The following is a 21,167-nucleotide window of genomic DNA, read 5'->3' as shown; positions in this document are numbered from 1 at the left end:
GGGCTTGCTGGCCCTGCCCGCCGTCGGCGGCTGAGACCGGTTCGGCGTCAATAGCGCCCAGGAACCGATCGCCGTCGGAAAAAGCGATCACGCGGAGCGTCTGATCTGCGTCGAAACGGTATTTCTTCACATCTCCGGGCGCGGCCCGGACGCTCCGCTTCCCTCCCCGATCTTCGCAGCGAAAGCGCGAGGCCGAGAAGCCGTGCCTGATCAAGATGCTCCCCCTCTGGGGAAGCTGTCGGCGAGGCCGACTGAGGGGGCCTTCTCGGCATCGACCCAGCTAGCCCCCTCCGGCCCTCCGGGCCACCTCCCCCGAGAGGGGAGGATCTCGTCTGACCGAAAGGAACCTCCACCATGCCGCGCAGCAAAACCCGCGCCCTGATGCACCCTCGTCTCGCGCCAGAAGAGCACTGGGCCTCAAAGGCTCTCAGGGCGCGGGTGAAACGCCTGAGCTTCGCGATCACAAAGCGCCACATCGCGGAAGCGGCTGCACGCCAGCGAGCCCTGGCCGCCGCTCACGAAAAAGCCCCCGATCTTTCGACCGAGGGCTTCAACGATCTTGTCATCCCGGCAGAAGAGCCGAGACCGCCGCGGATGCGGCGCCTGGACTAGCGGATGACCCGCGCGCCCTTGCCCTTCATCACGGCCTCGACCTCGGCCTGGCGCACCATCGAGGTGTCGCCCGGGGTGGTCATGGCCAGGGCGCCGTGAGCCGCGCCGTACTCGACGGCGGCCTGGGGGCCCTTGCCTTCCATGAAGCCGAACGCGAGACCGGAGGCGAAGCCGTCGCCGCCGCCGACGCGGTCATAGATCTCGAGGTTCTCGCGCATCATCGACGCGTAGAACTCGCCGCCGGCGTACAGGATCGCCGACCAGTCGTTGACCGAGGCGGTCTTGGCGTTGCGCAGGGTGGTGGCGGCGACCTTGAAGTTCGGGAACTGCTTCACAGCGGTCTCGATCATCTTCTTGAAGTTGGCCGGATCAATCGAGCTGATGTGCTCGTCCAGGCCTTCGACTTCAAAGCCCAGGCAGGCGGTGAAGTCTTCTTCGTTGCCGATCATCACGTCGACGTACTGGGCGATGTGGCGATTGACCTTCTGGGCCCCTTCCTTGCCGCCCTGCGACTTCCACAGGCTGGCGCGGTAGTTCAGGTCGTAGGAGATCACGGTGCCGTACTTGCGGGCCACCTCGACCGCTTCGATCACGGCTTCGGCGGTGTTGCTGGCCAGGGCCGCGAAGATGCCGCCAGTGTGGAACCAGCGCACGCCTTCCTCGCCGAACAGCTTTTCCCAGTTCACTTCGCCGGGACGGATCTGCGAGGCGGCCGAGTGACCCCGGTCGCTGCAGCCCAGGGCCGGGCGAACGCCGAAGCCCTTCTCGGTGAAGTTCAGACCCACGCGGGTGTTGCGGCCCAGGCCGTCAAAGTCGCGCCAGATGATGTGGGAGGTGTCGACACCGCCCTGCATCATCAGGTCCTCAACCAGCCAGCCCAGATCGTTCACCGGCAGGGCGGTGACAGCGGTCGAGCGCTTGCCCCAGCACTTCTTGAAAGCGCGGGCGACGTTGTATTCGCCGCCGCCTTCCCAGACGTTGAACTGGCGGGCGTTGCGAACCCGGCCGAAACCGGGGTCGAAGCGCAGCATCACTTCACCGAAGGACGCACAATCCCACTTCGTTTCCGAAGCCGGGCGGATGTTGAGGATGTTGTCAGTCATTTAGGCCTTCCCACGAACCTTCTTGATCAGATCCACCGTCTCGCGGACCTTCTTGGTGATGCCGGCGTAATCGCCCGCGTCGAGCATTTCCTGGGTGATCAGCTTGGAGCCCATGCCTGCGGCGACGATGCCCGCGCCGAACCACTTCTTGACCGAGGCTTCGTCGGGATCGACGCCGCCCGTCGGCATGATGCGGGTCCAGGGCATCGGGCCCAGCACCGCCTTGACGAAGTCCGGGCCGCCGACCGACGAGCCGGGGAACACCTTGACGATCTCGCAGCCCAGTTCCTCGGCATACGAGATTTCCGAGGCCGAACCGCAGCCCGGCGAATACGGGATCTTGCGGCGGTTGCAGACCTTGGCGACGTCGGCGTTCAGGATCGGGCCGACCACGAACTTGGCGCCGTTGGCGATGTAGATGCCGGCGGTCGGCGCATCGACGATCGAGCCCACGCCCATGATCACGCGCTCGTCGGCCGTGGCGAAGTGCTTGGTGACTTCGTAGAAAACGTGGCTGGCGAAGTCGCCGCGGTTGGTGAATTCGATGCAGGGCGCGCCGCCGTCGGCGCAGGCCTGGATCACCTTCTTACAGACCTCGGCGTCGGGGTGATAGAAAACCGGGATCACACCCTGGTCCATCATAGCGGTCAGAACCGCCATACGATCTTTCACCATCACATAGTCCTCCAAAAGGATCGTTCTTGCGCCAGCCCCGCCATGCGGGGCCGTCACGTGGAAGATTTCGCCGGTATTGGCTCAGGGCGATCGTTTAGACCGCGTCGCTCGCGGACGCCACTGCGTGGCTGCCGCTGCGTCAAACAAAGGCGCGTTCGCGCCGCCTTGTTTCCTTCCCCAATGTCCCCTTCGTCACCCGCCCTCGTAAAAGTGAGGGCGTCGAGTCAGACTCGACGCCCCGAAGTTTGCGCAGGAGCGAGCTCAAAAGAGCCGCAACGAGACGGGCCGACGAGGTCGTTCCGAACCGTAATGATACCGGTGTCATTTCGAGACTGGCTCGTGGCGCCACCGGTGTCATTGCGCAGATAATCAGAAACCCGTGGTTTAGGCAAGCGTCCTGAAGCGCTTGCGAAAACTCCCTAGATCCTTGAAATCGTGAAGAATTCAGCGCTCGGTGATTAACCGGTGTTGCGCAGGCCCGCGGCGATCCCGGCCACGGTCAGCTGAATCGCCAGCCGAACCGCCTCGTCCTGGTCCCCACCCCGCCGCCGCGACAGCAGTTCCAGCTGCAGGTGGTTGAGCGGATCGACCGAAAGGCCGGCCAGGGCGACGGACTCGGCCAGCTCCGGCTGATTGTCCAGCAGGCTGGTTCCACCCCGGATGGTCAGGGCCAGACGCCGGGCCGCCTCATGCTCGGCCTTGATGGTCTCGAAGATCCGGGTCGCATTGGCCGGGTCGGACGACAGCGCCACATAGCGGGCGGCGATGTCCATATGGCTCTGGGCCAGGGCCAGCTCCATGTTCGACAGCAGCGAGGCGAAGAAGTCGAAGCCGCCGGCCAGATCCTGCAGCTGGCCGACCGACAGCCCCGCCCGCTCGACGCCCGAAGCGAAGCCGTACCAGCCGGGCAGCATGAACCGCGACTGCGACCAGCTGAACACCCAGGGGATGGCCCGCAGGTCCTCGATCTTGCGGCTGGCGGTGCGGCTGGCGGGGCGCGAACCGATATTGAGGCCGACGATCTCGCCGATCGGCGTGGCCGACCAGAAGAAGTCCTCGAAGGCCGGATCGTCATAGACCAGGGCCCGATAGCCCTCGAACGAGGCCTGGGCCAGGGCGGTCATGGCCGCCTCGACCTTGGGATCGGGACGCACGACCGGCCGGTCGCTGGCCATCAGAACGGCGGCGGCCAGGCCGTCCAGATTGCGGCGGGCGGTGGGCTGGTCGCCGAACCGGCGGGCGATCATCTCGCCCTGCTCGGTCATGCGGATGCGCCCCTGCACGGTGCCGGCCGGCTGGGCCATCACCGCCTCGGCGGCGGGCCCCCCGCCCCGTCCGACACTGCCGCCCCGGCCGTGGAACAGCTGCAGGCCGACGCCCATACGATCGGCCTCGAACGCCAGGGCCGACGCGCCCCGCGCCACGCCGCGCCGCGAGGCGACATAGCCGCCGTCCTTGTTGCTGTCGGAATAGCCGAGCATGATTTCCTGCACCGGCTTGTCGCCCAGGATGGTGCGGCTGATCGGCAGTTCCAGCCACTGGCGCAGGACGCGAGGGCCCTGCTCCAGATCCTCGATGGTCTCGAACAGCGGGCTGATCTTGACCGACGATCGCGGCGCCGCGCCGCCCCAGACCAGACCCATCTGCTTGAGCAGGACCAGCGGCTCAAGGATGTCGGACAGGGTCGCCGACTTGGAGATCACATAGGCGCCAAGGCACCCGTGGCCATAGTCGCGCACCGCCTGGGCGGCGGCCTCCATGGTGGCCAGCTCACGCGTCGTCTCCTCGCCATAGGCGGTGAACGGCGAGACCAGCGGTCGCTGATGCGACAGCTCCTCGATCAGGACCCTGCAGCGGTCCTCCTCGGGCAGGTCCAGATAGCGGATGCCGGCGCCGGCCCGCTGGAACAGCTCGTGCAGGGTGCGCTCGTGAACATCGGCGTTCTGGCGCAGGTCCAGGCTCATCAGGTGGAAGCCGCAGGCCTTGGCCACCTCGACCAGGGTCCGCAGGGCCGTACCGACCAGGCGTTCGCCGCCATTGCGCTCCAGGCTGTCGATGACCACCGACAGATCGGCGACAAAGGCGTCGGGATGAGCGTAGGGCTCGACATCCGTCCGCCCGTTGGCGAAGGCGACCCACTGGTTGGTCAGCTTCTGGGACACCGCCGAAAGGCGATCGAAGATCAATTCCAGCACCAGGCGATAGGGCTCGTCGATGCGGTGCACCGACGGGTCCCGGGCCTGGCCGGCCAGGGCCATCAACTCGTCGGAGACCGGCGTATAGGCCGTCGAGATCGCCAGGTTGGACCACAGCTTGCGGACCTCGCCGGCATACCAGTCCAGGATCACCCGCGACTGCGAGCTCAGGGCCAGCTTCAGGGTCTCGCCATTGACGCCCGGGTGGCCGTCGCGGTCGCCGCCCAGCCACGAGCCCATCTTCAGCAGCGGGGCCAGCTCGGCGTTGTGGGCGATCTGGGCGGTCCAGTCGCCATACAGGTCGATGATCGCCGGCAGGATCGAGGTGCGGACGATCGACAGGGCGTTGCGGATCTCGTCCTTCACGGTGATCCGCTCGGGGCGATAGAGACGCGTGCGCCACATCAGGGCGATCTCGCGGAACAGCCGCTCGCGGATATCGCTTTCCAGATCGGCCGGCAGATGGTGGCGGCGCAGGGCCATCAGTCGCGAGATCTCGGTCTCGCGATCCACCATCGAGCGTCGGCGCACCTCGGTCGGGTGGGCGGTCAGCACCGGCACCACGTTCATGGCCGCGAAGATCCTGGCGATGTCGGCGTCGGTCTTGCCGCCGGCCTTCAGGACGTTGACGGCGTCGACCAGGGTGCGGGGACGCTCATCGCCCGGCTGGGCGGCGGCCTCGGCATGGCGGCGACGACCGGCGACGTCCTCGCCGATATTGGCCAGCAGCGAGTGGCTGGCAAAGGCCCGGGCCAGAAACACGGCCTGGTCATTGGAAAGGTCGGCGAACAGGTGATCCAGAACCGGCGCTTCGCCGCTCTCGTCCTCGCGGACGGCGGCCTTGCGGGCCTTGGTCACCAGGGCGGCGGCCTCTTCGCCCTCCAGATAGGCGATGGCCTCGGACAGCAGGTCGCTCAGCAGGTTGGCGTTCTGGCGGACGTGACGGCTGGTGGGACGATCACCGCCGAGCGACAGGGCCGGGTTACGCATGAGCGAGCTCCGCTGACGCCAGAAGCGCCTCTACAGAAGGAAGAACCTAACGCCCTACCCTATCGGGCGCTGACGTTGCGGCGCCCTTAGCGCGCTTCGCCGTCCGGGAAAACCCGGACGGCATGATGGTTGCGCTACCATCAAATATTTGCGTGATTTTATGCCGCTAGCGGGCCAGCCAGCCGCCATCCACGGGCAGAGTAATCCCTTGGACGTAGTCCGCCGCCGGCGACGCCAGGAACACGGCCGCGCCGCCCAGGTCGCTCGGCTTGCCCCAGCGAGCGGCCGGGATGCGCGCCAGGATCGAGGCGTTGCGGTCGGCGTCGTTGCGCAGGGCCTCGGTGTTGTTGGTGTCGAAATAGCCCGGCGCGATGGCGTTGACGTTGATGCCCTTGGTCGCCCACTCATTGGCGAGGATCTTGGTCAGGCCGGCCAGGCCGCTCTTGCTGGCGGTGTACGACGGCACCCGGATGCCGCCCTGGAACGACAGCAGGCTGGCGATGTTGATCACCTTGCCGGCGACGCCGTCGACGGGGCCTTGCTTCAGTGCCTGCCTGGCAAACGCCTGGGTCAGGAAGAAGACAACCTTCAGGTTGGTGTCCATCACCGCGTCCCAGTCAGCCTCGGAGAAGTCGATCGAGTCCGCGCGGCGGATGATGCCGGCGTTGTTGACCAGGATGTCGACCTTACCGAACGCGGCGACGGTCTCGTCGATCACGCGCTGGACCGGCTCGATCGAGCCGAAGTCGGCCTTGATCGACAGGAACTTGCGGCCGGTCGCCTCGACGGCGGCTTTGGTCTCGCTGGGCTCGCTGCGGCCCGCGGCGGCGATATCAGCGCCGGCCTCGGCCAGAGCGACAGCGATGGCCTGACCCAGGCCGGTATTGGCGCCGGTGACGAGCGCGACCTTGCCTTCGAGGCTGAATGGATTGGCCATGGTGTGTTCCTGTCAGAAAATGCTGTCATCCCGGCGAAAGCCGGGACCGCCGCAAGCGCAAGCGCCTTGGACGGTCCCGGGTCTACGCTACGCTCCGCCCGGGATGACAGGTCGAGAGCGCGTGGGCCGAGGCCCCTACTTCAGCTGGCAGATGTCCAGCACGTTCATGTCGGTATAGTCGAGGTTCTCGCCGCCCATCGCCCAGATGAACGTGTAGTTCGAGGTGCCCGAACCCATATGGATCGACCACGGCGGGCTCATCACGGCTTCCTCGTTGGCGATCACGATGTGACGCATCTCGTCCGGCTCGCCCATGTAGTGGAAGACCCGGTCGTTCTCGCCCAGACCGAAGTAGAAATAGGCTTCCGAACGGCGATCGTGCAGGTGGGGCGGCATGGTGTTCCAGACGCTGCCCGGCTTCAGGACGGTCATGCCCAGCAGCAGCTGAGCCGACTTGCAGGTGGTCGGCACGATGTACTGGTAGATGGTGCGCTCGTTGGAGGTCTCCAGCGCGCCGCGCTCCAGCGGAACGGCGTTGGCGAATTCCAGCTTCTTGGTCTCGAAGGCGGCGTGGGCCGGCAGGCTGGTCAGATAGAAGCGGGCCGGGTTGGCGGCGTCGAGGCTTTCGAACACCACATCCTTGGCGCCCATGGTCACGTAGATGCCGTCACGCGGCTCGATGTCGTAGACGACGCCGTCGACCGTGACCTTGCCCTTGCCGCCGCCGACATTGATGGCGCCCAGTTCGCGGCGCTCAAGAAAGGGGTGACCGGCGGCCGAGGCCGGCTCGGTCTGATCGGGCAGCTTCACGCCCTTGGAGATCGGGGCGACGCCGCCGATCACGAAGCGTTCGGCGTGGTTGTAGTGCAGGACGATGCCGTCCTCGGCGAACAGGCCGTCCATCAGATAACGATCGCGCAGATCGTCATTGCTGACCGAGAACATCATGTCCGGATGGGTGGCGTGATAGGTCTTGCTGAACATTCTGGAGCTCCGGAAATCTTATTGGGCTGCTTGGAACGACGAAGGCGTCGGCCGGGGTTGGTCGAGTTTGTAGGCGCGCTTGGGCAGGTTGTAGGTCAGGTCGACGATCAGCTCCTGGGCCTCAACGAGGTCCATGCGGTGTTCGGCGACCATGCGGGCCAGGAACGAGGAGTCGACGCGGCGGGCCACATCGTGGCGGGCCGGGATCGACAGGAAGGCGCGGGTGTCGTCGTTGAAGCCGACGGTGTTGTAGAAGCCCGCCGTCTCGGTGACCTGTTCGCGGAAACGCATCATGCCTTCCGGGCTGTCGTGGAACCACCAGGACGGACCCAGCTTCAGCACCGGATAGTGGCCGGCCAGCGGGGCCAACTCACGGCTGTAGCTGGTCTCGTCCAGGGTGAAGAGGATCACCGACAGGCGCGGGTCGTTGCCGAACTTGCTCAGCAGCGGCTTCAGGGCCTTGACGTATTCGGTCTGCACCGGGATGTCGGCGCCCTTGTCGCGGCCATGCGAGTTCAGCAGGCCGACATTGTGGTTGCGATGCGAGCCCGGGTGGATCTGCATGACCAGCCCGTCGTCCAGGCTCATACGGGCCATTTCCGTCAGCATCTGGGCGCGGAACAGCTCGGCCTTTTCAGGCGTCACGTCGCCCTTCACCAGGCTGAGGAAGAGAGCCTCGGCCTCGACAGCGGAAAGATCAGCGGTCGCGGCGGTCGGGTGACCATGGTCCGACGAGGTCGCGCCCGCGTCGATGAAGGCGCCGCGACGGATGCGGTGGGCTTCCAGATAACCCTGCCAGCTATGGACGTCCTGAGCCGAGACCTCGGCGAAGCGCTCGAAGGCGCGCGGCGAACGCTCGTCCTCGAAATCGATCACCGCGTCAGGACGATAGGCTGTGATCACATGACCGCCCCAGCCGCTCTCACGGATGGCGTGGTGGTGCTTGAGGCTCTCGTGCGGACCTTCGGTGGTGGCCAGGGTCTCGATGTTGAAGCGGTCGAACAAGGCGCGCGGACGGAACGCGTCGGTCGCGAGGGCCTCGTTGATGGTGTCGAAGTAGAGATCCGAGGTTTCGCCAGAGAGGAACATCTCGAAACCGAACACTTGGCTGAACACATGGTTGAGCCAGATCCACGAAGGCGTGCCGCGAAACAGGTGGAAGTTCTGGGCCAGCAGACGCCAGGCCTCGCGCGGATCGGTCTCGGGGACGCCCGACTTGGAGCGCACCTTCAGGGCGTCCAGCGAGATCCCCTGGCTGTAGAGCATGCGGAACAGATAGTGGTCCGGCGCCAGCAGCAGGTCGGTAGCGTCCTGGAACGGCGCATTGGTCGCAAACCAGCTGGGATCGGTGTGGCCATGCGGGCTGATGATCGGCAGCGCCTTGACCGTTCCGTAAAGCTCACGGGCAATCGATCGCGTCCGCTCATCGGCGGGAAACAATCGGTCTTCGTGGAAAATCAGGGGCCTGGCCATGGATTTCTCCTGCTTCCTCTCCAGCCGGCGGCTTTGCGGTTAGCCGCTTCTGACGCGCGCTTGGTAACCGGTGTCATGGCTGGATGCAAGCCAGCCTGTCGTCAGGTCAGACTACACCGAAGGCGCGGGTCCCGACGACTCCCGAACGATCAGGGTCGGCTCGGTGCGGGCTGGATCTCGCTCTTCGCGGCGCTCACGCCGCTCCGCGTCGATCAGCTTCTCGGCTGCCATTCGCCCGATCTCACGGGTGGGTGTGCGGATCGTCGTCAGCGGCGGCCAGACCGCCTGGGCGATCTGAAAATCGTCGAAGCCCACCACGGTGAGATCCGCGGGAACATTCAGCCCCGCCTTGCGCGCCGACTGCAGCACGCCAGCCGCCATTTCGTCATTGCCGGCGAAGATCGCAGTAGGACGAGGCGTTCGCGCCAGAAGTTCGTCGCCGCAAGCCACGCCGGACTCGAAGGTATAGGCGCCCTGAATGATGTCGCTCGGCTCCAGCTTCATGCCGCGTTCGGCCAAGGCCCCCTCGAAGCCCCCTCGCCGCTCGTGCGACGAACGGAAAGTCTCAGGACCGGAGATGAAGGCGATGCGACGATGGCCGAGATCCAGGATGTGTCGCGCCGCCTGCGCGCCGCCCATGCGGTCGTGGCCGACAATCATGTTCTCGGGCTTATCGAGCTGGACCGACGCGATCCGGATGTAGGAACAACCGATTTCGTTGAGCAGCTTGGCGACACGGTCGTCTTCCGAAACCGAAGGCGGCAGCACAACGCCGTAAAGCTTCTGTCGCTCGACGAAGGTGCGGACGTCGGCCAGAAACGTCGGACTGGCGCGGTTGCAGGGATGCACCACCAGTTCGAAACCCGAGCCCCGCATACCATCCAGCAGGCCCAACTGCATGTTCACGACATACTGCGGGTTGGGGTTGTCGTAGATCATGCCGATCAGGAACGACCGGCGAAACGCCAGGCCTCGGGCCTGAGGGTCGGGCGCATAGCCCCACTCCGCGATGACCGCCTCAATCCGCTCGCGGGTCTCGTCGCGCACGAATGGCGACTGGTTGATCACCCGCGAGACGGTCTTCTTGGAAACCCCGGCCAATCTGGCGATGTCATTGATCGTGGCGCGCTTGCGTCCGCCTTCAAGTCCGCTCTCGGGTTCGTTGTCGCCCTGCGACGGCATAGGCGGTTTTGAAGAATTCACGACGTTTCCATGCAGCTTTGAGCGCTCTCTTTCGTCATACTCTACACGCGCAGACGTCGCCACCAATGGACGAAACGGACGTTTGCAACAAAACTGACACCGGTTACCATTCCGCCGAATGTGGTTTCGCGGCTGATATGGTCGCCATACGAAGGCATGAATGACCCAGGCAAGCTCTGTTCGTGACGAATCGATTCACGACGTCGATCCCCGCGATCACGTAGCAACAGCGCTGCGCGATATCCTGGCGGGCGAGTTGCTCCACCTGCACGGCCGGTCCATTCTGGCCCGCGCAGATGTTCCCAAGGGCCACAAGATCGCCATCGGCGGAGCGGCCGTCGGCGAGGATGTGCTGAAGTATGGCTGGCCGATCGGTCGGGCGACAATGGACATCGCCATCGGCGACCACGTCCATGTCCACAATGTCGAGACCAAGCTCTCGGGGGTCGAAGGTTACGCCTGGCAGCCCACAACGCTCGCACCGGTCGCCCCCCCCAATGATCGCACCTTCATGGGCTATCGCCGCCTGAATGGCAGGGTTGGCACGCGCAACGAGATCTGGGTGCTTTGCACCGTGGGCTGCGTCGCCAACACCGCCCGCCGAATTGCTGAAAAGGCCAACGCTCGCTTCGCCGGTCGCACGGATGGGATCTTCGCCTTTCCGCACCCCTTTGGCTGCTCGCAACTGGGTGACGACCTGTCACACACCCGCAAGCTCATCGCCGCTCTGGCCGCCCACCCGAACGCTGGTGGCGTGCTGATCCTGGGGCTGGGGTGTGAGAACAACCAGTTGAAGGCCCTGCTCGACAGCGCGCCCGACCTTGATGCCGCCCGCCTGCGCTCGTTCACCACCCAGATGGTCGATGACGAACTAGAGGATGGCCTGGCCGCGATCGAGGACCTGATCGCCATCGTGGAAAAGGATACGCGCGAGCTCTGCCCCGTCTCCGACCTCGTGGTCGGCCTCAAGTGTGGCGGGTCGGATGGCTTTTCGGGCGTTACCGCCAACCCCCTGGTCGGCCGTATCGCCGACAAGGTGTCGGACGCCGGCGGCACACCAGTGCTCACAGAGATTCCGGAAATTTTCGGCGCCGAGCAGATGCTGCTGGCGCGCGCCTCTACCCAGGCGGTGTTCGACAGCGCCGTGCAGGTGGTCGACGACTTCAAGCGCTACTTCATCGACAACAACCAGCCGATCCACGAGAACCCATCGCCCGGCAATATCGCGGGCGGCATCACAACCCTGGAGGAGAAATCCCTGGGCGCCGTCCAGAAGGGCGGTCGCTCGGCCCTGGTCGAGGTGATCCGCTATGGCGACCGCGTGGGCCCTCATGGACTGACCCTTCTGGAGGCCCCTGGCAACGACGCGGTCTCGTCGACGGCGCTGACGGCGGCGGGCGCCACGGTGATCCTGTTTACGACCGGTCGCGGCACGCCGCTGGGCTTTCCCGCGCCAACGCTGAAGATCGCCTCCAACAGCGGCCTCGCGGCGCGCAAACCCGGCTGGATCGACTTCGACGCCGGTGTGGTGCTGTCTGGTCAATCCATGGACGACGCAGCTGACGCCTTGATGGATCTCGTCGTCGAGACTGCGTCCGGCAAGGCCACGAAGGCTGAACTCAACGGCGAGCGTGAAATCGCCATCTGGAAAAGTGGTGTAACCCTGTGACGGCTCTTCCCGTATCTTCCGCCCTCCGTCTTCGCGCCACCAGCAGTCCCGCCGCGCTTCCGGGTGTCGCTCAGCCTGCTTACGACCGCGACCGGATGACCGTCGGCATCGTCCACCTCGGCCCCGGCGCGTTCCATCGCGCCCACCAGGCCTACTATTTCGATCAGTTGCTGGAGAAGGACCCACGCTGGGCCATCTGCGCTGTCTCACTGAAGAGCCCCGGCGTGCGCGACGCGCTGGCGCCGCAGGACGGCCTCTACACCCTGGCTCAGCTCGACGAAGAAACGACCTTCAGGATCATCGGCTCGATCGTCGAAGTGCTTGTCGCGCCCGAGGATCCGCCGGCGGTTTTCGCGCGTCTGGCCGCGCCGATGACCCGAATGGTGACACTGACCGTGACCGAGAAGGGCTACTGCCTGTCGACCGAGGGCGGTCTGGACGAAAGCCACCCGGACATCGTCCATGACCTCGCCCACCCGCGTGAGCCGATCAGCGCGATCGGCTATCTGGTCGAAGGGCTGCGTCGCCGCTTCTCGGTCGGTCTGCCTCCATACGCCGTGGTCGCCTGCGACAACCTCGCAGACAACGGCTGGCGGCTGAAGGCGGCTGTCACGGCTTTCGCCGCCAAGGTCGATCCCGAGCTCGCTGCTTGGATCAAGGCTGAAGGCCGCTTCCCACGCACCATGGTCGATAGCATCACGCCCGCCACAGACGACGCGCTGCGGGCGCGGGTTGAAACTGCCACGGGACTGCACGACGCCTGGCCGATCCAGCGCGAAGCTTTCACCCAGTGGGTTGTCGAGGATGTTCTGGGTCCAGATGCGCCGGACCTCGCCAGTGTCGGCGTCACCCTGACCGACGATGTGCGCGGCTTCGAGCGCGCCAAGCTGCGCCTGCTGAACGGCGTGCACTCGACCCTGGCCTATGCTGGCATCCTGCGCGGCCACGAGACCGTGTTTGAAGCTATGAGCGACCCCGTTCTGGCCGATCTCGCGCGCGATCTGATGGTCGAGGATATCATCCCGACGCTGACGGCTCCGCGTGGCCTGGACTTGCAGGCCTATGCCGAAGCTATCCTCAAGCGGTTCCGCAATCCGGAAATCCGGCACCTGCTGGCGCAGATCGCGTGGGACGGATCGCAGAAGCTGCCATTCCGGATTTTGGGCACCTTGACCGAAGCGCTTGAGGCCGGCCGCTCGCTCGACCGGCTGACCATCCCACTGGCCGCCTGGATGCGTTTTGTGCGCCTGCGCGCGGCGGCCGGAGAAAAGATCGTCGATCCGCTGGCCGACAAGCTCGTCGCGATCGCCGCGACCTGTTCGGGCGACACCAAGGCCGACGCTGCGGCGTTCCTGGCGCTGGACACCGTGTTCCCGCCGAGCCTCGCTGCGACCCCTGCCTTCGTCGCAGCCCTCGAAAAGGCCTATGCCGATCTAGCCTAGTCCGGACTAGCGCGTCACGCCCCGGCCGGTCACGACCGGGGCGACCGTTCTGGCCAAGACTGCAAGATCGAACCCGAACGAGCGCCTTGCCAGATAATCCGCGTCTAGCGCCACCTTGTCTGGGATGGAGAGCTCGTCACGGCCGTTGATCTGAGCCCAACCGGTGACGCCCGGGCGCAGCTTGTCCACGCCCGCCGCCACTCGCGCGGCGATCAGGTCGTCCTGATTGAACAAGGCCGGCCTTGGTCCGACCAGGCTCATATCGCCAACCAGCACGCTCCACAGTTGGGGCAGTTCATCCAGACTGAGCCGCCGCAAAGGTGCGCCGATTGGGGTCAGCCAGTGGTCGGGATCATCGAGCAGGTGGGTCGCGACCTCGGGCGTATCGATACGCATGGTCCGAAACTTCGGCATCGAGAAAAGCCGCGAGTCCTTGCCAACCCGCTGGGACCAGTAGAGCGCTGGCCCCGGCGATGTCAGGCGAACCAGCAGCCAAAGCGCAGCCAGCGGCGCCAGCAGGACCAGTAGCCCCAAGGCGGCAGCGGCGACGTCGAAGACGCGCTTCAGCATAAGCGAGCGACTAGGCCAGATCGCCGGTGGCGGCGTCCAGCAGCAGATAGGCGCGACCGGCATCGGACGACAGCAAGGCCGCAACCAGGAAGCCCTCGCGATCCTGACCGCCCGCTTCCTCGATCATGCCCGCATAGCGCTTGAGGAACCGCTCCGCATTGGCTCGCAGGGTGGCGTCCGAGAACAGGCGCCGCACAAGCCGGCGAATAGCCGCCGGCGCGAGGCGCTTGACCACCTCACGCGCTCCGGAAGAGTCTCGGGTCTGGATGGCGGCGGCGATCTCGTCGACCCGGCCGCGCGGCAACAGGGCATGCGGGTCGATACCCATCGCCGAGATTTCCGCAGCAAGCTTTTCACCCATGGCCGCGTCGCCCGGTGAGCTATTCTCGATCCCCGAAAGCAGGGAGCGCCACGACCAGTTCTGGCCGTCAGGGCCTTCCGGCGCAGCCGGCCCACCGCGACCACCCGCGGTGTCGAAGACTGATCGGAACTCATCGTCCGTCGCCGTCGGCGTAAGGCGCAGACGGGGCCGCTGTCCCGGCTCATCCGCTAGCAGGTCGTCATCCATCTCGGACATCGAAGGCGGCGTAACTGGCGGTGGCGCGACCGCAGCGGCCTTTGCGCGCGTCATCGACGATTGAGGCGGACGAGCCGGAGCCGGTCCGCCCATAGCTGCGGCGGCTTCGCTGAGCGCGTCGTAGTTGCGGCGCACGCGGTCCTGGAACGCCTGATCGATCGCCGCCGTCTCTTCAGCCGTGCGGCGTGCGGCAGCCATCAGTTCCTCGATGCCCTTTTCGATCGAGGCGCGAACCTCGACCGCTTTCTGCATCGCTTCAGCCGGCATTTCCGCTGTGCGTTGGCCAACCTCGTCCAGCATGGCCTCAAGCTCGCCGAGCGTGCCGCGTGCGGTCACGACCGCTTCGGCCAACTTCTGAGCGGTACGGGCGCCGGCCTGCTCGACCATCTGCGCCGACTGCTCGATCAGATCCCGCGCCTCTTCCATACGCGCTTCGAAGACAGTGTCCGCCTTCTGCCCAGCGGCGAAGGCGATCTCGTTCAGTTGGTCGACGCGGCCACGCGCCGACTCGACACGGGCGTCAACACCCTCGCTGGCTTTCAGCGCCGAAGCGGCAAGGGCTTCCATTGCCTGCTTGAGTTCGATCTCAAGCCCTTCGCGTTGTCCTGCGGCGGCGTCGGAGATCGCCGTCAGTACCTTGTTGGTCTCTTCGACGAGACTGTCGCGCTCAGCCTTCGCGTTCTCGGCCATGTCCCTGAACTGCTCGGCGACGGCCGAGATCAGGCCGCGCAGGACTTCGGCCCCCATCGCCGCCACATCGCTCAGTTCTGTGGCGCTAACCCGCGTATAGGAAACAAATTCAGTGAGCTGGGCAGTGCGGGTTTCAGTCTCGGCCGCAAAATCTTCCTGTTCGGACCGCAACGACTGACTGGCGGCGACCAACGCCGCCCGCTGTTGGGCAAGGTTCTTCTCGACCGAGCTCATCTGGTCGCCCAGACCCTGCCCCGCCGTTTCCAGGCGCGCGATCTGACGCGAGATGTCTTCGGCGCCGACGCGAGCAGCGTCGGACGCTTCAGCGGCGGCGGCGGCCAGGTCAGCGGCGCGGGCCGCTAGGGCGGCTTCAGCCTCGCGAAGCTGGGTTTCGGCCAGATCGGACGCCTCGGCGACCATCCGGGCCTGACTGCCGATGGCGTCGACGACAGCGGTCGAGCGGGTGTCGAGGGTCAGAGACAAGGTTTCAAGCGCCTGACGCTCATGGCCCAGGCCCTGGGCAAGCTGGTTAGCCATGCGGGCGGAATCGGCCGCCGCATCCGCCAGCTTCGCGGTCTCTTCGGCCAGCGACTGGCGCAACGACAGGATGCGTTCCCGCGCCTCGTCGGCGGCCAGGGTCGCGCCATCGATCTGGGCGCGAATGGCTTCCACCGCGCCCGAGGCGCCCGCCGCAGCCAAAACGGCTGGTGTAACCAGTCGATCCGTGAGGGTGCGCGTGCGACGCAGTTCCGCCGAAACACCCTGAGCCTGCCGCAGAAGATAGGCGCCCAGCAAGGTCAGCAAGGCCGGCCCAATCGCCAGACCGGAAAAGACCGCCAGCGCGAAACCTTCCACCTTCAGGGCCGGAACGTCGCGAGCATAGCCAAGAGCGAATGCGATCGGCGCCAGCGCCCAAAGCGCAGCCGCAGCGACCGCGAAAGTCCAGAAAAGGAAGGCCGGCATGGGACCGCGTTCTGAACGATCCGGCAGGTCGAAAGCCTCGGTGGGGCGTCGAACCTCCGCCGTGGCGGTGCGCGTCTCGGCCCGGGCCGGAGCCGAATTATGCTCAGGCTCGACTACCGGAGCCGGGGGTTGCGCCGCGCTGGTCGCCAGCGACTTGGCTGACAATGACGACTCGAACGAAGGCTGCGAAGGTTCGCTAATCCTTCCCCGGCGCGAGGCTGCCCGCGCCCGGGGTGAGGACGGCTCCGGCGCCGAGATCTCAAGATCGAGATCCGTTTCGCCCATAGGCGGATCGACAGGCGTAGTGGCGTCAGCCTCCGTCGCGTCCTCGGCAAACGAGGCCTCGGACGAGGAGACTTGATCCTCTACAGGCGCCTCCACGGGGACGGCGGAGAAATCGAGCGGTTGGCGCTTCTTAGGCTTCATACACAGCCAGGGTCCCAAGGCGGTCAGCGAAGGGCGAAGACAGTCAACGCGCGCCCTGCCCCTATTTCGCGTAGAGAATGAACCTAGCGGCGAAAAGCCCGCGCGCAAAGCGGCTTCGGTTGAGTTTTAAGGGCTTCACGTCGTCGCAGAGGTGGAGGCGTCGCTTCAGACGTCCGGCGTCGCTCTGCTTTGCGGAGCGACCGGCGCCGGACTTTGCACGGATCCGCGCGGCGAACGCGAAACCGTGCGTTCTGGCGGCGACTTTGCGATGGGGTAGGTATCGAGCAGGATGCCGAACTGGCCCAGCGCCACGGACGACAGCCAGACCACGACGACAGCCAGCATTTCCGCCAGAAAGCTCATGGCCCAACCCACAGTGCGATAGCGGCGTTATGCGACAGGCTCGAGCCCAAGCCGAGTGAACTTTTGGTCATGATGGTCAAGCGCGGCGCCACTCAAGCTGACAGCGCCTCCAGAATTCCGACGCTTGCCCCATGGCCCCGCGCTGCCTAGGTCGCCAGTACACAGCCCGCTCTCGCCTTTCCCGGCGACGAAAGGGACTTTTTCTGTTTGCGGACGCTTGTTTTGGCCCCTACCCAGCTTGCATCGATCGCGCCCAGCGCTTCGCCGGAAACGCTCATGACCGACATCTCGCCGGCTCGCCTGACCCACCTCCAGCGTCTGGAGGCCGAGAGCATCCACATCCTGCGGGAGGTGGCGGCCGAGTGCGAGCGGCCGGTCATGCTGTATTCGATCGGCAAGGATAGCGCGGTGATGCTGCATCTGGCGGCCAAGGCGTTCTTCCCCTCGCGTCCGCCCTTCCCGCTGCTGCACGTCGACACCACCTGGAAGTTCCGGGCCATGTACGAGCTGCGCGACAAGGTCGCCGCCGACCTGGGCTTTGATCTGCTGGTCCACAAGAATCCGGAAGCCGAGGCCAAGGGCATCAACCCCTTCGACCACGGCAGCGCCCTGCACACCGACATGTGGAAGACCGAGGGCCTCAAGCAGGCGCTCTCCAAGTACGGCTTCGACGCGGCCTTCGGGGGCGCCCGGCGCGACGAGGAAAAGAGCCGCGCGAAGGAGCGGATCATCTCGTTCCGCTCGGCCGAGCAGCGCTGGGATCCCAAAAATCAGCGCCCGGAGCTGTGGAAACTCTACAACACCCGCAAGCACCCCGGCGAAAGCCTGCGCGTCTTCCCGATCTCCAACTGGACCGAGCTGGACGTCTGGCAATACATCCACCTCGAGAACATCCCGATCGTGCCGCTGTACTTCGCCGCCGAGCGACCGGTGGTCGAGCGCGACGGCAGCTTGATCATGGTGGACGACGACCGCTTCCGGCTGCGACCGGGCGAAGTTCCGCAGATGAAAAGCGTCCGCTTCCGCACCCTGGGCTGCTATCCGCTGACCGGCGCGGTCGAGAGCACCGCCTCGACCCTGCCCCAGATCATCCAGGAAATGTTGCTGGCGACCACCAGCGAGCGGCAGGGCCGGGTCATCGACCATGACCAGTCCGCCTCGATGGAGAAGAAGAAGCAGGAGGGCTATTTCTGATGAATACGATCTATAAGCCCTCCGACCTGATCGCCGAGGACATCGACGCCTATCTGGTCGCCCACCAGCACAAGTCGCTGCTGCGCTTCATCACCTGCGGCTCGGTGGACGACGGCAAGTCGACCCTGATCGGTCGCCTGCTGTACGACAGCAAGATGATCTTCGAGGACCAGATGGCGGCCCTCGAGGCCGACTCCAAGCGGGTCGGCACGCAAGGCGGCGCGATCGACTTCGCCCTGCTGGTCGACGGTCTGGCCGCCGAGCGCGAGCAGGGCATCACCATCGATGTCGCCTACCGCTTCTTCGCCACCGACAAGCGCAAGTTCATCGTCGCCGACACGCCCGGCCACGAGCAATACACCCGCAACATGGTCACAGGCGCCTCGACCGCCGATGCGGCCGTGATCCTGATCGACGCCCGCAAGGGCGTGCTGACCCAGACGCGCCGGCATTCCTATCTCGTCAGCCTGCTGGGCATCCGGCACGTGGTGCTGGCCGTCAACAAGATGGACCTGGTCGGCTGGGACCAGGCGGTGTTCGACCGTATCGTCGCCGACTACCGAGCCTTCGCCGAGCAGATCGGCCTGTCGGTCTTCACCCCGATCCCGATCTCGGGCCTGGGTGGCGACAACATGGCCAGCAGGAGCGAGGCCTCGCCCTGGTACGACGGTCCGATCCTGATGGACTGGCTGGAGACCGTTCAGGTCGAGGACGACCTGCAGGCCCAGCCGTTCCGCCTGCCCGTGCAATGGGTCAATCGCCCCAATCTCGACTTCCGGGGCTTCTCGGGCCTGATCGCCTCGGGCGTGGTCAAGCCGGGCGACCGCATCCGCGTGTTGCCGTCGGGCCGCGAGAGCCGTGTCGAGCGCATCGTCACCCTGCCCGACGACCTGCCCCAGGCCGTGGCCGGCCAGTCGGTGACGATCACCCTGACCGACGAGATCGACATCTCGCGGGGCGACCTGATCGTCGCCGCCGAAGCGCCCAGCCCCGTAGCCGGACAATTCGAGGCCACCGTCGTCTGGATGGATGACGAGCCCCTCCCCCCGGGCCGCGCCTACCTGCTCAAGATCGGCGCTCGCACCGTCGGGGCCAGCGTCACCGAGATCAAGCACCGGGTGAACGTCAACACGCTTGAGAAGTCCGCCGCCAAGCGGCTGGAATTGAACGAGATCGGCGTCTGCAATCTGTCGCTCGACCAGGCCGTGCCGTTCGAGGCCTATGCCGACAATCGCGAGCTGGGCGGCTTCATCCTGATCGACAGGATCAGCAACCGCACCGTCGGCGCGGGCATGCTGAACTTCGCCCTGCGCCGGGCCGACAACATCCACTGGCAACATACGGACGTCACGAAACAATCCCGCGCCGCGCTGAAGGGCCAGCGGGGCCAGGTCGTCTGGCTGACGGGCCTGTCGGGAGCCGGCAAGTCGACCATCGCCAACCTGGTCGAGAAGCGCCTGCACGCCCTGGGTCGCCACACCTATCTGCTGGACGGCGACAATGTCCGTCATGGCCTCAACAAGAACCTTGGCTTCACCGAGGAGGACCGGGTCGAGAACATCCGCCGGGTCGCCGAGGTGGCCAAGCTGATGGTCGACGCCGGCCTGATCGTGCTGACTGCCTTCATCTCGCCGTTCCGCGCCGAGCGCCGCATGGCCCGCGAGATCCTGCAGGGCGACGAGTTCATCGAGGTCTTTGTCGACACGCCCCTGGCCGTGGCCGAACAGCGCGACGTCAAGGGTCTGTACGCCAAGGCCCGGGCGGGCCAACTGAAGAACTTCACCGGCATCGACAGCCCCTATGAGGCCCCCGAAACGCCCGAACTTCGCATCGACACCACGGCCATGAGTCCGGTCGAGGCGGCCGAGCGGATCGTCGAATGGCTGGAAGGCCGCGAGGTCGACTACGACATCTGACGGCTTCCGGTTCGAAGGTTGAGGGCGATGGCGCCAGCCAGACCCAAGGCCGCCACGCCGGCCATGGCCAGATAGCCGTAGGACCCGAAGGCGTCGAACAGCGGGCCGGCGAACAGGGTCGCGACGCCCAGGGTGAAGCCGCCCGACAGGGCCGAGTTGATCGCCTGGGCCGCCGAGGCGTTGGCGGGCGGGGTCAGTTTCTCGATCAGACGAAGCGAGGCCAGGAAACTGGCCGCGAAGGTCAGGGCGTGCAGAAGCTGCATCGGAAACAGCATCCACAACGGCGGCGCGAAGGCATAGGCGATCCACCGCAGCACCGCCGCCGCACCGCCCAGGATCATCAGCTTTTCCGGCCCCACCTTGCGGCGCCAGGGCTCCAGGAACCACATGAAGGCCACCTCGGCGGCGACGCCGACGCCCCACAGCAGGCCGATGACCGGCTCTGAAATCCCCTGCCCCCGCCAGAGGATGGTCGAGAAACCGTAGTAGAACGCATGGGCGCCCTGGATCAGTCCGGCGGTCATCACCGCCAGCAGGAAGGTGCGGTCGCGCAGCAGGGCGCCGAGACCTTTCCAGCGCTCGGCGCCGACCGGCTTGGCCCCCTCGTCGTGAACCCGCTCGGGCGGCACGAACACCGCCGCCGCCAGGGCCGTGAGGAAGGCGGCCGCCGCGATCCAGATCGGGATGATCGCCGGCGCCGCGACGGCCAGGACGACGCCCATGATCAGGTTGGCGACGATGAAGGCCGCCGAGCCCGTGCCTCTTGGCAGGCCGTAGTTGAACCCCTCGGCCCGGGCCCGGCGCAGGGTGATCACATCGACCAGGGGCGAGACCGTCGACAGCAGGGTCTGGCCGATCAGCCAGGCGATGGCCAGGCCCAGCGCGCCCGGCGCGATCAGAAGCGCGGCATAGCCAAGACCCGCGCCCAGCGACAGCAGCACCATCGGCGAGCGTCGCAGGGCGAAGCCGTCGGCCCACACCGCCAGGGCAGGACCGGTGAACGGCCGGGCCAGCATCGGTATGGCCAGGATCAGGCCGATCGCGGCGCCGCTCATGCCCCGGTCGCGCAGATAGGTGGCGATATAGGGCAGGCTGACGCCCGTCCCGAGATAGATCGCGACGTAGAAAAAGCTGAGCCGCGTCAGGCTGCTCATCGGCCGGCGCGGCCCCTGTCGCGAAAGAAGA

General features: G+C 66.0%; 16 protein-coding genes. 5 read left to right on the top strand and 11 right to left on the bottom strand.

The window, feature by feature from the left end; genetic code table 11:
• Positions 1-354: 354 nt before the first annotated feature.
• Positions 355-612, top strand: coding sequence for a hypothetical protein (locus tag ACW17V_RS08415; RefSeq protein ID WP_492108384.1), 258 nt, complete (start codon positions 355-357; stop codon positions 610-612).
• Here the strand turns inward: ACW17V_RS08415 and ACW17V_RS08410 are convergent.
• The 7 genes from ACW17V_RS08410 to ACW17V_RS08380 form a co-directional block, all read right to left on the bottom strand.
• A complete protein-coding gene (locus tag ACW17V_RS08410) occupies positions 609-1,715 on the bottom strand; it encodes a PfkB family carbohydrate kinase (protein WP_492060504.1) in 1,107 nt (368 codons plus the stop codon). The genes ACW17V_RS08415 and ACW17V_RS08410 overlap by 4 nt on opposite strands.
• Positions 1,716-2,390, bottom strand: coding sequence for a bifunctional 4-hydroxy-2-oxoglutarate aldolase/2-dehydro-3-deoxy-phosphogluconate aldolase (locus tag ACW17V_RS08405; protein ID WP_492108383.1), 675 nt, complete (start codon positions 2,388-2,390; stop codon positions 1,716-1,718).
• 458 nt (positions 2,391-2,848) lie between these two features.
• Complete coding sequence (ppc, locus tag ACW17V_RS08400) at positions 2,849-5,575, bottom strand: phosphoenolpyruvate carboxylase (protein WP_492108382.1); 2,727 nt, start codon at positions 5,573-5,575, stop codon at positions 2,849-2,851.
• Between the two features lie 166 nt (positions 5,576-5,741).
• A complete protein-coding gene (gene kduD / locus ACW17V_RS08395) occupies positions 5,742-6,512 on the bottom strand; it encodes a 2-dehydro-3-deoxy-D-gluconate 5-dehydrogenase KduD (protein ID WP_492108381.1) in 771 nt (256 codons plus the stop codon).
• 135 nt (positions 6,513-6,647) lie between these two features.
• Positions 6,648-7,496 (bottom strand): 5-dehydro-4-deoxy-D-glucuronate isomerase, encoded by an 849-nt coding sequence (gene kduI / locus ACW17V_RS08390; RefSeq protein WP_492108380.1) that lies wholly within the window; start codon positions 7,494-7,496, stop codon positions 6,648-6,650.
• Positions 7,497-7,514: 18 nt separating this feature from the next.
• Positions 7,515-8,969 carry a glucuronate isomerase gene (gene uxaC / locus ACW17V_RS08385; protein WP_492108379.1) on the bottom strand — a complete coding sequence of 485 codons (1,455 nt, stop codon included), beginning with the start codon at positions 8,967-8,969 and terminating at the stop codon, positions 7,515-7,517.
• 111 nt (positions 8,970-9,080) lie between these two features.
• Positions 9,081-10,151, bottom strand: a complete 1,071-nt coding sequence (locus ACW17V_RS08380) for a LacI family DNA-binding transcriptional regulator (protein ID WP_492108762.1) — start codon at positions 10,149-10,151, stop codon at positions 9,081-9,083.
• Between the two features lie 181 nt (positions 10,152-10,332).
• Here ACW17V_RS08380 and ACW17V_RS08375 point away from each other — a divergent pair, with 181 nt between their 5' ends.
• Positions 10,333-11,841, top strand: coding sequence for a UxaA family hydrolase (locus ACW17V_RS08375; RefSeq protein ID WP_492108378.1), 1,509 nt, complete (start codon positions 10,333-10,335; stop codon positions 11,839-11,841).
• Positions 11,838-13,283, top strand: a complete 1,446-nt coding sequence (locus tag ACW17V_RS08370) for a mannitol dehydrogenase family protein (protein ID WP_492108377.1) — start codon at positions 11,838-11,840, stop codon at positions 13,281-13,283. The genes ACW17V_RS08375 and ACW17V_RS08370 overlap by 4 nt, the downstream gene beginning before the upstream one ends.
• Positions 13,284-13,289: 6 nt before the next feature.
• Here the strand turns inward: ACW17V_RS08370 and ACW17V_RS08365 are convergent, their stop codons facing one another.
• From ACW17V_RS08365 to ACW17V_RS08355, 3 genes are all read right to left on the bottom strand, one after another.
• Complete coding sequence (locus tag ACW17V_RS08365) at positions 13,290-13,850, bottom strand: sugar transferase (RefSeq protein ID WP_492108761.1); 561 nt, start codon at positions 13,848-13,850, stop codon at positions 13,290-13,292.
• Positions 13,851-13,863: 13 nt separating this feature from the next.
• Entirely contained in the window at positions 13,864-16,509 is a 2,646-nt protein-coding gene (locus ACW17V_RS08360) for a coiled-coil domain-containing protein (protein WP_492108760.1), read from the bottom strand.
• Between the two features lie 165 nt (positions 16,510-16,674).
• Complete coding sequence (locus ACW17V_RS08355) at positions 16,675-16,872, bottom strand: hypothetical protein (protein ID WP_492108376.1); 198 nt, start codon at positions 16,870-16,872, stop codon at positions 16,675-16,677.
• A 276-nt stretch (positions 16,873-17,148) separates the two neighbouring features.
• On the opposite strand from ACW17V_RS08355, the gene cysD reads away from it, so the two are divergent.
• Together cysD and cysN are read left to right on the top strand one after the other, a co-directional pair.
• The gene (gene cysD / locus ACW17V_RS08350; RefSeq protein WP_492108375.1) at positions 17,149-18,066 is read left to right on the top strand and encodes a sulfate adenylyltransferase subunit CysD; all 918 of its coding nucleotides are present in this window, start codon (positions 17,149-17,151) and stop codon (positions 18,064-18,066) included.
• On the top strand, positions 18,066-19,982 hold the full coding sequence (cysN, locus tag ACW17V_RS08345; RefSeq protein ID WP_492108374.1) for a sulfate adenylyltransferase subunit CysN: 1,917 nt from the start codon (positions 18,066-18,068) through the stop codon (positions 19,980-19,982). The genes cysD and cysN overlap by 1 nt, the downstream gene beginning before the upstream one ends.
• On the opposite strand, the gene ACW17V_RS08340 is transcribed toward cysN, so the two are convergent.
• Entirely contained in the window at positions 19,970-21,136 is a 1,167-nt protein-coding gene (locus ACW17V_RS08340; protein WP_492108373.1) for an MFS transporter, read from the bottom strand. The genes cysN and ACW17V_RS08340 overlap by 13 nt on opposite strands.
• Positions 21,137-21,167 lie beyond the last annotated feature (31 nt).

This window comes from Caulobacter sp. FV2ye17ST (assembly GCF_058680955.1).
This window is presented reverse-complemented; position numbering and strand designations above follow the sequence as displayed.

What these genes read in the sequence shown, in the direction of transcription:
- ppc (WP_492108382.1), bottom strand. Translation starts at nt 5,575, where the DNA reads ATGCGTAACCCGGCCCTGTCGCTCGGCGGTGATCGTCCCACCAGCCGT.
- kduD (WP_492108381.1), bottom strand. Translation starts at nt 6,512, where the DNA reads ATGGCCAATCCATTCAGCCTCGAAGGCAAGGTCGCGCTCGTCACCGGC.
- kduI (WP_492108380.1), bottom strand. Translation starts at nt 7,496, where the DNA reads ATGTTCAGCAAGACCTATCACGCCACCCATCCGGACATGATGTTCTCG.
- ACW17V_RS08380 (WP_492108762.1), bottom strand. Translation starts at nt 10,151, where the DNA reads ATGCCGTCGCAGGGCGACAACGAACCCGAGAGCGGACTTGAAGGCGGA.
- cysD (WP_492108375.1), top strand. Translation starts at nt 17,149, where the DNA reads ATGACCGACATCTCGCCGGCTCGCCTGACCCACCTCCAGCGTCTGGAG.
- uxaC (WP_492108379.1), bottom strand. Translation starts at nt 8,969, where the DNA reads ATGGCCAGGCCCCTGATTTTCCACGAAGACCGATTGTTTCCCGCCGAT.
- ACW17V_RS08410 (WP_492060504.1), bottom strand. Translation starts at nt 1,715, where the DNA reads ATGACTGACAACATCCTCAACATCCGCCCGGCTTCGGAAACGAAGTGG.
- cysN (WP_492108374.1), top strand. Translation starts at nt 18,066, where the DNA reads ATGAATACGATCTATAAGCCCTCCGACCTGATCGCCGAGGACATCGAC.
- ACW17V_RS08355 (WP_492108376.1), bottom strand. Translation starts at nt 16,872, where the DNA reads ATGAGCTTTCTGGCGGAAATGCTGGCTGTCGTCGTGGTCTGGCTGTCG.
- ACW17V_RS08405 (WP_492108383.1), bottom strand. Translation starts at nt 2,390, where the DNA reads ATGGTGAAAGATCGTATGGCGGTTCTGACCGCTATGATGGACCAGGGT.
- ACW17V_RS08360 (WP_492108760.1), bottom strand. Translation starts at nt 16,509, where the DNA reads ATGAAGCCTAAGAAGCGCCAACCGCTCGATTTCTCCGCCGTCCCCGTG.
- ACW17V_RS08415 (WP_492108384.1), top strand. Translation starts at nt 355, where the DNA reads ATGCCGCGCAGCAAAACCCGCGCCCTGATGCACCCTCGTCTCGCGCCA.
- ACW17V_RS08340 (WP_492108373.1), bottom strand. Translation starts at nt 21,136, where the DNA reads ATGAGCAGCCTGACGCGGCTCAGCTTTTTCTACGTCGCGATCTATCTC.
- ACW17V_RS08375 (WP_492108378.1), top strand. Translation starts at nt 10,333, where the DNA reads ATGACCCAGGCAAGCTCTGTTCGTGACGAATCGATTCACGACGTCGAT.